This window comes from Streptococcus australis, assembly GCF_040226615.1.
Classification (GTDB): domain Bacteria; phylum Bacillota; class Bacilli; order Lactobacillales; family Streptococcaceae; genus Streptococcus; species Streptococcus australis_E.
In genome coordinates this window covers 40429-52571 of sequence record NZ_JBCOAT010000003.1, presented here as the reverse complement: position 1 = coordinate 52571, position 12143 = coordinate 40429, and the positions used below count along the sequence as shown (strand labels likewise).

Here is a 12143-nt window from a genome sequence, read left to right as displayed (position 1 = left end):
TCATATGGCAAAAATTGTTGAGTGTATTCCAAACTTCTCCGAAGGACGCAATCAAGCTGTAATCGACGGATTAGTCGCTACTGCGAAAAGCATTCCAGGTGTTACATTATTAGACTACTCGTCTGATGCTAGTCACAACCGCAGCGTCTTTACACTCGTTGGGGATGAAGAAACCATTCAAGAAGCGGCTTTCCAATTGGTAAAATACGCATCTGAAAACATCGATATGACCAAGCACGAAGGCGAACACCCTCGGATGGGAGCAACAGACGTTTGTCCATTCGTTCCAGTCAAAGATATCACAACAGATGAATGTGTTGAAATCGCTAATAAAGTAGCGGAACGCATCAATCGTGAATTGGGTATTCCAATCTTCCTCTATGAAGATGCCGCAACCCGTCCAGAACGCACCAACCTCGCTAAAGTTCGTAAAGGCCAATTCGAAGGAATGCCAGAAAAATTGTTGGAAGAAGACTGGAAACCAGACTACGGTGAACGCAAGATTCACCCAACTGCAGGGGTTACTGCTGTCGGTGTCCGTATGCCGCTCGTTGCCTTCAATGTCAACCTGGACACAGATGATCTAGAAATTGCCAATAACATTTCTAAAATCATTCGCGGATCCAGCGGTGGATACAAATACTGTAAAGCGATTGGTGTTATGCTAGAAGATCGCAACATTGCCCAAGTTTCTATCAACATGGTCAACTTGGAAAAATTCCCATTGTATCGCGTCGTTGAAACCGTTCGTTTCGAAGCACAACGCTACGGGGTTCGAATCATCGGAACAGAACTCATCGGACTTGCTCCAGCTAAGGCTTTGATCGACTCTGCTGAATACTACTTGCAATTAGAAGACTTTGACTACAGCAAACAAGTCTTGGAAAATCACTTGTTGGGTTAGAAAGGGAGTTCTATGAAACTAGTTGACTTAAGTATTACTGAGTTTGCCAAGGTTCTTGGTTCAGATGCCCCAGCTCCAGGTGGTGGTTCTGCTGCTGCCCTATCTGCTGCAAATGGGATTTCCCTTACAAAAATGGTCTGCGAACTGACCATTGGTAAGAAAAAATACGCTGAATTTGAAGACCACATCAAAGGGGTTCACGAAAAAAGTGCCCACCTCCAAGATCAATTACTAGAAGCTATTGACAAGGATACAGAAGCTTTCAACGTCGTATCAGCTGTCTTTGATCTTCCAAAAGAAACGGAAGAAGAGAAAGCCGCTCGTCGTGAAGCCATGCAAAAAGCTTTGAAACATGCGACAGTATCTCCTTTCTCTATGATGGAGCTCATCGTTGAGGCGCTTGAAACCACCAAAGAAGCTGTTGGCAAGTCCAATACCAATGCGGCGAGTGACCTAGGGGTGGCTGCTCTCAACCTTAAAGCTGGCCTTCAGGGGGCTTGGCTTAATGTCCTAATCAACATTTCAGGAATCAAGGACCAAGACTTTGTCCAAGAATACCACGGCAAGGGTCTCGAACTCCTCCAAACAGGCTCTGACCTTGCAGATAGCATTTACCAAAGCATTTTAGAAAGCCTATCATAAACCTATCATTCAACTTTATAACTTTAATACCTACAAAGAAAGAAGGGATTCTATGATTTTATCGGATATTGAAATTGCCAATTCTGTCCAAATGAAGCCCATCACAGAAATCGCTGCTGAACTTGGATTGACCGAAGAGGATATTTCACTCTACGGAAAGTACAAGGCAAAAATCGATAGCAATCAACTGGAACAACTAAAGGACAAGAAAGATGGAAAGCTGATCCTTGTGACAGCCATCTCTCCGACACCTGCCGGAGAAGGAAAAACAACCACCTCTGTTGGACTAGTGGATGCCCTCTCTGCTATTGGTGAAAAAGCGGTTATTGCCCTCCGCGAACCTTCACTTGGCCCTGTCTTTGGGATCAAGGGGGGAGCTGCAGGTGGTGGGTACGCCCAAGTGGTTCCAATGGAAGACATCAACCTTCACTTTACAGGTGACTTCCATGCCATTGGGATTGCCAACAACCTGCTTGCTGCCTTGATTGACAATCACATCCATCACGGCAATGAGTTGGGCATCGATTCTCGTCGCATCACCTGGAAACGGGTGGTCGATATGAATGATCGTCAACTCCGTCATATTGTCGATGGCCTCCAAGGAAAAACAAATGGGGTTCCTCGTGAAGATGGCTTTGATATCACAGTGGCTTCTGAAATCATGGCTATTCTCTGTCTCTCAGAAAATATCCTTGACCTCAAAGAACGCCTCGATCGCATCATCATTGGGTACAACTACCAAGGACAACCGGTCACAGCTAAAGACCTCAAGGCTGGAGGCGCTATGGCAGCTGTTCTCAAAGATGCCATCCATCCCAACTTGGTACAAACCTTGGAACATACTCCTGCTATTATCCACGGTGGACCATTTGCCAATATTGCTCATGGCTGTAACAGTGTGCTAGCTACTAAACTAGCTCTCAAATATGCAGACTATGTCGTGACAGAAGCTGGCTTCGGAGCAGACTTAGGCGCTGAAAAATTCATCGACATCAAGTGCCGTATAGCAGGACTCAAACCTGCTGCCGTAGTCCTCGTCGCAACCATCCGTGCTCTCAAGATGCATGGTGGAGTTGCCAAAGCGGACTTGGCTACTGAAAATGTCCAAGCTGTTATCGATGGTCTGCCAAACCTAGACAAACACTTGGCCAACATCCAAGAAGTCTATGGCCTTCCTGTGGTCGTTGCCATTAACAAATTCCCACTGGATACAGAGGCAGAGCTAGAAGCTGTCTATGAATCTTGTAAGAAACGCAATGTAGATGTTGTCATTTCGGATGTCTGGGCACATGGTGGCGCTGGTGGACGCGACCTAGCTGAAAAAGTCATTCAACTAGCTCAAGAAGAAAACCACTTCTCTTATGTCTATGACGACGAAGACAGCATTGAAACGAAATTGACCAAGATTGTCACAAAAGTCTATGGTGGAAAAGGTATCAGCCTAACGCCAGCTGCTAAACGCGAACTCAAAGAATTGGAAGCTCTTGGCTTCTCAAACTACCCAATTTGTATGGCCAAAACGCAATATTCCTTCTCGGATGATGCCAAGAAGATCGGAGCACCAAAAGACTTCACTGTTAAAATCAGTAACCTTAAGGTAGCAGCCGGAGCTGGCTTTATCGTAGCTCTCACCGGAACGATCATGACCATGCCTGGCCTGCCAAAAGTTCCAGCCAGTGAAAAGATTGATATCGATGCCCAAGGCAATATCACTGGTCTCTTTTAAGAAAGAGGACGTCCTATGGTGACTATCCTTCATCTTACCCCCGCAGATTATCAGATATCTACTTGGTCCGGTGGCCAAACTACCCAACTCTTCCTCTCTCCAAAAGAGGGAAGTTATCCAGATCGGACCTTTGACTTTCGCCTCTCCACAGCAACGGTAGAGGTTGAAACAAGTGACTTTTCCGATCTCACAGGCTACCACCGAATCTTGATGCCTCTGACTTCATCGATTACACTCACCCATCAAAAGAAAGAAGTGGTTTTGAAGCCATTTCAAAGCTACTTCTTTGACGGGGGAGATCCTGTATCCAGCCAAGGGACCTGTCAAGATTTTAATCTCATCTATAAGCCTTCCTATCAGGGGCATATGAGTGCTATATCCCCAAATGAAAGTGTCACGAGCCAGAGTCGCTATCAATGGATCTATGCTCTCTGTCCACTAACACTTGAATGGAAAAAGGGACAATCCTACTCCCTCCAAACTCACGAGCTCCTGTTTATTGAACAAGCATCTCCTCTTCAAGAGATGACAATCACGTTTTCACCCCTTCAGTCTGGGAAGCAACCGATTGCTATCTGGACTGCGCTAAGATAATGTTTTAAAGGAGAGACATTATGAACGGAGCACATAAACAGTCGATTGAGGAACAAGAAAAAGCGAAATTCAGCTTTAGCGGTGCCACTCTATACGGTATCAATGCCGTGATTGGGTCTGGTATCTTCCTCTTGCCCAAAAAGATATATTCTGGCCTCGGACCAGCTTCCCTGGCCGTCATGTTTGGAGTAGCTATTCTTGTCATGCTACTATCAGCCTGTCTGGCTGAAACGGCTGGCTACTTTGATAAAAACGGTGGAGCCATGCAATACTCAAAAGCAGCTTTCGGAGACTTTGTCGGCTTTAACGTCGGGATCCTCGGATGGGCCGTTACCGTTATCGCTTGGGCTGCTATGCTAGCTGGTTTTGCTAAGATCTTCATCATTACCTTCCCAGCATTCGAAGGCTACAACCTACAGATTAGTATCGTTATGTTGGTTCTCTTGAGTCTTATGAACATCGCCGGTCTGAAAACATCGAAAATGTTCACACTGACAGCTACTGTTGCAAAATTAATCCCAATTGTCCTCTTCTCACTCTTCGCCATCTTCTTTATTCCTGGTGGAGTAAGCAAGGGCAACTTCACACCTTTCCTTCAATTGGAAAGTGGATCAAATCTCTTTAGTGCTATTTCTAGTACCGCTGTTTACATCTTCTATGGATTTATCGGATTCGAAACCATGTCCATCGTTGCAGGGGAAATGCGTAACCCTGAAAAGAACGTTCCTCGTGCTATCTTGGGATCCATCAGTATCGTCTCAGTTCTCTACATGTTGATCATCGCTGGAACAATCGCTATGCTTGGTGGAGGCATTATGGGAACCGAGGCACCAGTACAAGACGCATTTGTTAAAATGATTGGCCCTATCGGTGCCCCTCTTGTCTCCTATGGTGCTCTCATTTCAATCGCCGGTCTCAACATCGGTGAATCCATTATGGTTCCTCGTTTCGGTGCTGCCCTAGCAGACGAAAAACTCTTGCCAGCAGAACTTGGAAAAACAAACTCCAAGAATGCTCCTGTCATTGCCATTATCATTTCCGGTTTCTTTGCATTCTTACTCTTGTTATCTGGATCTTTCGAATCCTTAGCAACTTTCAGTGTTGTTTTCCGTTTCTTCCAATATATTCCGACTGCTTTGGCAGCGCTCAAACTCAGAAAAATGTACCCAGAGAAAAAGGTTACCTTCCGAGTGCCATTCGGTCCAGTTATCCCAATTTTGGCTGTTGTCATCAGTATCTTGATGATTGCAGGGGATAATCTAATGAACTTTGTATGGGGAGCTATCGGTCTAGTAATCGCTAGTGGACTTTACTTTGTTTTCCACGGTGACAAACTAGCTAAAAAATAAAACAGTCCTCACCAATTCTATTTACACATTAGATGGGAACTTAGGAGGAGCAAAGAATTTCTTTGCTCCCTAGCCCATCTAAGAAGCTACGAATATCAAACCTGAGCTCTTTTCTCTAAGACTTCTTTCAATCCTTCTAAGAATCATAGACAATGGGCTCACGTTTGGTATTCAAACCGAAGTAAACAAATCTACTTCTACAGAACAATTCATAATCGGAGGTTTTATATGACTCAATTGATTCATTTAGATGGTAACAGCTTAACACTGGAAGAGGTCATCGCCGTCGCTCGGCACGGTGCCCAATGTGAGTTAGACGAAGCAGCCAAAGAAGCTGTTATCGCATCTCGTAAAATTGTTGATGATATCGTCCGTGAAAAACGTGTTGTCTATGGTGTGACCACTGGATTTGGCTCTCTCTGTAATGTCAGCATTTCTCCAGAAGATACTGTCCAACTGCAAGAAAACTTGATTCGTACCCACGCATCTGGTTTTGGTGATCCACTTCCAGAAGATGCCGTTCGTGCTATCATGCTCATCCGGATCAACTCGCTCTTAAAAGGCTATTCTGGCATTCGTCTGTCAACTGTTGAAAAACTATTAGAATTGCTTAACAAAGGAGTGACTCCTTATATTCCAGAAAAAGGATCACTCGGAGCTTCCGGAGACCTTGCCCCCCTTTCTCATATGGTGCTCCCAATGTTGGGACTTGGACACGCCTACTACAAAGGTCAACTCTTGAGCGGTCAAGAAGCTCTCGACCAAGCTGGTATTGAAAAGATCCAATTGGCTGCCAAAGAAGGGCTTGCTTTGATCAATGGTACGACTGTCCTAACCGGTATCGGCGCTCTTGCGACTTATGATGGTATCCAATTGCTCAAACTGTCTGACATTGCCGGTGCTCTTTCAATGGAAGTCCACAATGGTATTACCAGCCCATTTGAAGAAGACCTTCATACTATCCGTCCTCAAAGTGGACAATTGGCAACCGCTCGTAATATCCGTAACCTCCTTGAAGGAAGCAAAAACACAACTGTTGCGACCCAACAACGGGTACAAGATCCTTATACACTCCGTTGTATTCCTCAAATCCATGGAGCCAGCAAAGACTCTATTGCTTATGTAAAAACAAAAGTTGAAATCGAAATCAACTCTGTGACAGATAACCCAATCATCACCAAGGAAGGACACGTCATCTCCGGAGGTAACTTCCACGGTGAACCAATGGCACAACCATTTGACTTCTTGGGTATTGCCCTTTCTGAGATCGGAAACGTATCTGAACGTCGGGTGGAACGCTTGGTCAACAGCCAGCTTAGTAAATTGCCATCCTTCTTGGTCAAACACCCTGGCCTCAACTCAGGCTTCATGATTACGCAGTATGCTTGTGCTTCTCTTGCATCTGAAAACAAAATCTTGTCTCACCCAGCCAGCGTTGACTCTATCCCATCTTGTGAAAACCAAGAAGACTTCGTCAGCATGGGAACTACAGCAGCTCGTAAAGCAGCAGAAATCCTTAAGAATTCACGCCGCATCGTTGCTACTGAAATTATGGCAGCCTGCCAAGCCTTGGATCTCAAACCAGAAAATCATGAACTTGGTAAAGGTACAAAACCAGCCTATGACATGATTCGCAGCAAGGTGGCCTTCATTGAATTTGACAAGGACATCGAAATCTTCGAAGAACTCAATAAAGCATCTGCTGTTGTCGAAAGTGAAGAATTCTTAGCAACCATCGAAAAAGCAGTTGACTTAAGCATTCAATACTGATACAGTAAGGATACAGCAGAAAAAGGCTGAGAAAATTTCTCAGCCTTTCCAATTCTAGCCAAATACCAACAAACGGAGGCATGTAACGTGCTTAGAGATTATTACCCAACGACTTACAGTTATTACCAAGGCAGTATTGAAGACAATCCTTATACAGCCAAATGGGGAATGCTGACGAAGTTTTTGGATTTGAATGATGAAACCTTGACTCCTTTTGAAGAAGTCACCTTTGGAATCCTTGGTTTTAAAAGCGATAAAGGAGTCTATATCAATAACGGTCGCGTCGGTGCTGTCGAAAGTCCTAATGCTATTCGCACCCAGCTCGCCAAACTTCCTTGGCACTGGGGCACCAACGTCACAGTTTTTGATGTCGGGAACATCGATGGCCCCAATCGTTCTCTTGAAGATTTGCAAGAAAGTCTCTCTCTAACTGTCAAACGGATGTTGGAGTTAAATATTCAACCAATCGTCCTCGGAGGAGGGCATGAAACGGCTTATGGTCACTACTTAGGCCTCAAATCCTCCTTGCAACCAGATGAACAATTGGCTGTCATCAACCTAGATGCTCACTTTGACCTGCGTCCCTACGACCAAACCGGTCCCAACTCTGGAACAGGATTTCGCCAAATGGCGGACCATGCAAAAGAAGAGTGCAAAGATTTCCCTTACTTAATCTTAGGAATTCAAGAACATAGCAACAACTTGTTCCTATTCAACTATGTGGCAAAAACACCAAGTATTGATTTCTTAACAGGACAGGATCTCTTCCGGATGAGCCACCAGGCCATTCTTGATCGGATTGATCAATTCTTAAAAAAACAGACAGCCGTCTACCTCTCTATCGATATGGATTGCTTTTCCGTTGGATCTGCCCCTGGCGTCAGTGCCATCCAGTCACTTGGTGTGGATCCAAAACTAGCCCTAATGTTGCTCCAACACATTGCTGCTAGTGGTAAATTAGTTGGCTTTGATATCGTGGAAGTCTCCCCTCCTCATGATATTGACAACCACACCTCCAACCTTGCTGCAACTTTCATCTTTTACTTGACCCAAATCTTGGCTCAACAAAAATAGAAACCAAAAGCTCTCTAACAATACGAAAGGCTTAGCAACATCCATCCCTAGGGTCTTGCTAAGCCTTTTTTCTTTCTTCCTTCATGACGAAGGAAAGCAAACTTGATAAGCTGGATAAAATACACTAGAGGTCTTTTAATCTCTTGAGGAAGGGACGATCTCTATATGGAGCCAAATGTTGCTCTGCTAGCTTTTTATAGTAATTCTTATCTTCTTTTAAGAAGGTGCTCAAAGCAGGATTCAATTGCTCTCCTTGCTCTTTTTGAGCCGACAGAAAAGTCAATAGATAATAAACCATCCCCTTATCCCGTGAATGAGTCGCTTGCTTCATGGTCAATTCTTTACGAGCCAGGTAATGGGCTACCTCCTCTTGCTCTCCGAAATGACAGGCGATTAAGGATTGATAAAATTCGAGTAATTCTTCCTTCCAAGGGAAGCGAACACCGGACAAAACCTTTTGAGCTCTGTCAAAATAGAGACGGGCTTGTACCAAGTCTCCCTTCCAATAGTAGGCAATCCCAAGGTCGATATCAAACACAACTCGCACGGAATCAACAGATTGATCTCCCACCAGACGTAGGACCTCTTCCAAATGGGTGACAGCTACTTGAAAATGTCCTCTCACTTGCTCTATTTCAGCGAGGTAGGCTAAAGATGCCGCAATTTGAATGGCATACTTGACCTGCATGCTATTGGTTAGACTAAAGCAATCAATCGAGCGATAGAGGTGGCGAGTCGCCTGCTCTTCATCACCCACCATCAAATAGTACAAGCCCTTCAAGCGTAACTGAATCGCAATGGCTTCATGGTTGTTGGCCTGAATAGCATCTTCTAAAGCTAAATCTGTGTAATAGGCCATTTCAGAAATATTTTCTGTTTGAATGCAATAATAAATGATTTGCCGGTAACCTTCTAAAAGGAAGTCGAGTCGCTTGAGTTCCCGAGCATAAGAGATGACCTTTTGAATATCATGAATCCCCTTTTGGTACTCACCGCTTCGAATAAAGTAGCGTCCCTCTAGATACAAGTAACGCAGTTTTAAATACTTGTAGTCTCTATCTTTCTGGTGCCTTGAGAAAAGCTCATCCAGTTCTCGACGAAGATGAGAGAGCTCCCCCAAAATGTCCAAATGGCTATTTTTTCCATCGGATACTCCCCCTTCTTCTCCCTTAGAATAAATCGGGAACAGTTCATGTTCCAACTGAAGGATTTCCTCTAAGTAGGTCAACTCAAAGGACAAGGAACGCAAGAGATTTTGGGACTGCTTGTATTGATAGGCAATCTCCTTATAGAAGAGAAGGTCTGTCGAATCTTCCAAGGTTTCTTCCAGTTTTTGCGCGATTTGTTGGTGGAAGAGGCGTCTTCTGGCTGGTGATAGGAGTTGGTAGAAGTACATGGCTACCAATCGCTTACAAAATTGGACCAAGAGATCCTCCCCTTCCTCCACTATTGAGATGATTCCTCTTTGAGCTAAAGAATCTAATAATGCTGTTAAAACAGAAAAATCTGTAGCTGTCAAATCGGCCAAGATAGACATAGATATCGGCTTATGAAAACAAGACAAATAATGAAGAAGAGACTCCTCTTCACTGTTCAGGTCACCTAGTTCTTGAGACAGATAAGCTTGAATGATATCAGGCAAGGGCTCTAAACTTTCCTTCTCTTTCCACTCTTCTATATAGCTGGACAGCAAGAAGGGGCTGCCTTCACTCCATTCCATCATTTGCTCGATTAGGGCTGGTTCTATCTGCCCCAATTGGCCTTGCAAGAGTGACCGACTTTCTGTCGGATCAAAATTGGTCAACTCTAGCTGGGACAACCGTCTCTCTACTTTTAAGCCACCAAAGAAGGTGACCAAGAATTCTGGCAAAGGACCCTCAGCTGTAAAAATCAGTTGCCATTTTTCCCCGCTACTTTTTTCCTCTAATTGCTTCACTTTGTCGAATGAGGCTACATCCATCCACTGGGCATTTTCGAGAAGAATCAGGAGAGGTTTTTCTTGGCTGAGTCTTTGAAGGTGCTTTCGAACAGAAGGAAGATCGTCCGCTTTTCCTAGAGGAGAGACTTCCAGCTCTTCACTCACTTTCTCTAAGGAACCTTTGAAGTCACCCCAGATCCCTTCATCTAGTTTGCGACTGCCGACTTTGCCTTCCACCTTGACAAAGCTAAAACTACGATTGGACATCAAGACCAATTGACGTATCAACCGTTTCTTGCCTGTCCCCGATTGTCCCATGACTAAGAGGGGACCGATCGCTTCCCCCTTCTCTACTAGGGAAAGGTATTCTTCCAGTTGAGACAGTTCGTGTTTGCGACCAAAGAAAGGGAGTTCTCGAACATTCACACGATTGCTCTGTTTATGGGTGCGTTTGGCTTCCAAAACAGAATGGTAGAGTTCTTCTATCGCTCGACTGGGACGAACATTCAGCTCACGATCCAGTAAATCGACCAACTTATAATAGGTCTCAAAAAATTTCCCCAGCTGGTGATGGACTCTATAATACTCCATCAAGAGTTGGTAGTTCTTTTCTTCAAATTCATCCAGCTCTACTAAATGGTGGAGTAAGGACTCTATGCTAGGGTCCCCTAGCCCCTCTTTGTCAATCTTCTGATAACAACTTTCAATATAGAGTTGCTTATAAGCGCTCCGTTTGCGCGAAGCCCACTGGTCAAAGTCTTCATCATCTTTGACGTAGAAGCCATCTAGAAAGTCCCCTTGATAGAGATACAAATTGCTTATCGGATCCCTTTCAAAAAGCTTTACATCCAAAGAAAGATTCAGCTCAGGATTAAGGGACAGGCTACTCCTACTTGGAGAGACGATGACATCTCCTTCAAAGATTTTATTGGCTTGGTAAACAGTATTCCGTAGATTTTTCCGAGCGACTTGGTTTTCCTTATCACCCCAAAGAATGCCGGCGATTTCATCACGGTTAACCTCACCCGATACAGCTAAGTAATAAAATAAAGCCTCCATCTTTGAGAAGGAAAAACGGATGTCTTTCTGTTGGAAAATAACCTTAGGGGGTCCAAATAACTTCAACGTGAGTTCTCTCTTCATTGCAAGCGCCTCCAAAATCTTTATATTAATACTATAAAAAAAAAGTTGTCTTTTAGCAAGCAATTGGCCCAAGTAAAAAAGAGACTGAGAAAAATTTTTCTCAATCTCTACAATTCCTGCTTAGACTGTTGATTAAATCACTTCCAACTTTGGTTGGTGTTCAAATAAGGCTTTTGTTGCATGATGGACATGATAGGCTACATCTTCATTGTTCATGGTGTAGAGATGGACACCTGCAACATCTTGTGTGACCAAATCAACAATTTGATCCACCGCATAGGCCAAACCAGCTGCACGAAGGGATTCTGGATCATGTTCATACTTATCCAGAATGGCTTTGAACTTCCGTGGGATATGAACATTTTCACAAGTCTTCAACAAGCGAAGGGCCTGATTTCTGTTAAGAATTGGCATCACCCCTGCATGAATGGGAACATCAATTCCCGCCAAGGTACACTTATCTTGAAAATCGTAGAAACGCTCATTGTCAAAGAAAAGCTGAGTCACTAGGCTCGAACATCCAGCATCCACTTTCTTTTTCAGATTTTGAATATCTGAAATTTGATTTGGAGAATCTGGGTGACCTTCTGGGTAACAAGCACCAATCACATCAAAGTGAGGAGCTTCTGTTTTAATAAATTCAATCAAGTCCGTTGCATAACGAAAGTCTTTTAAAGGTTCAATACCAGGAATAATATCTCCACGAAGGGCCAAGATCCGGTGAACTCCTACTTGATCTAACTCATGAAGGGTATCAGCTACCTTTTCCTTACTGAGATAGATAGCCGGTAAGTGGGCAATGGTCGGAATAGACAATTCATTCTGAATATGATTGGCTAAAGCAACCGTCGTCTCTTTGATATTGTATTTGTTATTGCTAGCTGTCACACTGATAAAGTGAGGAGCTAATTCCTGCATATTTTCCAAGGCACGTAAGAGCTTGGCATTGCCTACTTCAGGATTTGGAGGGAAAACCTCAAAGGAGAGCGACGGTGTTTGCTTAGTCATCAAATGTATTCCTTT

At 44.0% G+C, this 12143-nt stretch carries 9 protein-coding genes; 7 read left to right on the top strand and 2 right to left on the bottom strand.

What is annotated here, in order from left to right; all coding sequences use genetic code 11:
• The first annotated feature begins 4 nt into the window (after positions 1-4).
• The 7 genes from ftcD to hutG all read left to right on the top strand — a co-directional run bounded on the left by ftcD (position 5) and on the right by hutG (position 8059).
• A complete protein-coding gene (ftcD, locus tag ABT997_RS04060) occupies positions 5-904 on the top strand; it encodes a glutamate formimidoyltransferase (protein WP_006595667.1) in 900 nt (299 codons plus the stop codon).
• Between the two features lie 12 nt (positions 905-916).
• Positions 917-1546: a cyclodeaminase/cyclohydrolase family protein gene (locus ABT997_RS04055; RefSeq protein ID WP_125374493.1), complete on the top strand. Its 630-nt coding sequence runs from the start codon at positions 917-919 to the stop codon at positions 1544-1546.
• A gap of 52 nt (positions 1547-1598) precedes the next feature.
• Entirely contained in the window at positions 1599-3272 is a 1674-nt protein-coding gene (locus tag ABT997_RS04050; protein WP_350018813.1) for a formate--tetrahydrofolate ligase, read from the top strand.
• Between the two features lie 15 nt (positions 3273-3287).
• A complete protein-coding gene (locus ABT997_RS04045; RefSeq protein WP_223355551.1) occupies positions 3288-3866 on the top strand; it encodes a HutD/Ves family protein in 579 nt (192 codons plus the stop codon).
• A gap of 20 nt (positions 3867-3886) precedes the next feature.
• Complete coding sequence (locus ABT997_RS04040; protein ID WP_048716383.1) at positions 3887-5215, top strand: APC family permease; 1329 nt, start codon at positions 3887-3889, stop codon at positions 5213-5215.
• A gap of 228 nt (positions 5216-5443) precedes the next feature.
• Positions 5444-6985, top strand: coding sequence for a histidine ammonia-lyase (gene hutH, locus ABT997_RS04035; RefSeq protein WP_048716381.1), 1542 nt, complete (start codon positions 5444-5446; stop codon positions 6983-6985).
• A gap of 87 nt (positions 6986-7072) precedes the next feature.
• Positions 7073-8059, top strand: coding sequence for a formimidoylglutamase (gene hutG, locus ABT997_RS04030; protein ID WP_350018812.1), 987 nt, complete (start codon positions 7073-7075; stop codon positions 8057-8059).
• Positions 8060-8183: 124 nt separating this feature from the next.
• Here hutG and ABT997_RS04025 read toward each other — a convergent pair whose 3' ends face one another.
• Both ABT997_RS04025 and metF read right to left on the bottom strand, forming a co-directional pair.
• Positions 8184-11120 carry an ATP-binding protein gene (locus tag ABT997_RS04025; protein WP_350018811.1) on the bottom strand — a complete coding sequence of 979 codons (2937 nt, stop codon included), beginning with the start codon at positions 11118-11120 and terminating at the stop codon, positions 8184-8186.
• A 132-nt stretch (positions 11121-11252) separates the two neighbouring features.
• On the bottom strand, positions 11253-12128 hold the full coding sequence (gene metF / locus ABT997_RS04020; protein WP_126404786.1) for a methylenetetrahydrofolate reductase [NAD(P)H]: 876 nt from the start codon (positions 12126-12128) through the stop codon (positions 11253-11255).
• Positions 12129-12143: the final 15 nt, after the last annotated feature.

Excerpts from the sequence above, each read along its gene's own strand:
- ftcD (WP_006595667.1), top strand. The coding sequence starts at position 5 with ATGGCAAAAATTGTTGAGTGTATTCCAAACTTCTCCGAAGGACGCAAT.
- ABT997_RS04055 (WP_125374493.1), top strand. The coding sequence starts at position 917 with ATGAAACTAGTTGACTTAAGTATTACTGAGTTTGCCAAGGTTCTTGGT.
- ABT997_RS04050 (WP_350018813.1), top strand. The coding sequence starts at position 1,599 with ATGATTTTATCGGATATTGAAATTGCCAATTCTGTCCAAATGAAGCCC.
- ABT997_RS04045 (WP_223355551.1), top strand. The coding sequence starts at position 3,288 with ATGGTGACTATCCTTCATCTTACCCCCGCAGATTATCAGATATCTACT.
- ABT997_RS04040 (WP_048716383.1), top strand. The coding sequence starts at position 3,887 with ATGAACGGAGCACATAAACAGTCGATTGAGGAACAAGAAAAAGCGAAA.
- hutH (WP_048716381.1), top strand. The coding sequence starts at position 5,444 with ATGACTCAATTGATTCATTTAGATGGTAACAGCTTAACACTGGAAGAG.
- ABT997_RS04025 (WP_350018811.1), bottom strand. The coding sequence starts at position 11,120 with ATGAAGAGAGAACTCACGTTGAAGTTATTTGGACCCCCTAAGGTTATT.
- metF (WP_126404786.1), bottom strand. The coding sequence starts at position 12,128 with ATGACTAAGCAAACACCGTCGCTCTCCTTTGAGGTTTTCCCTCCAAAT.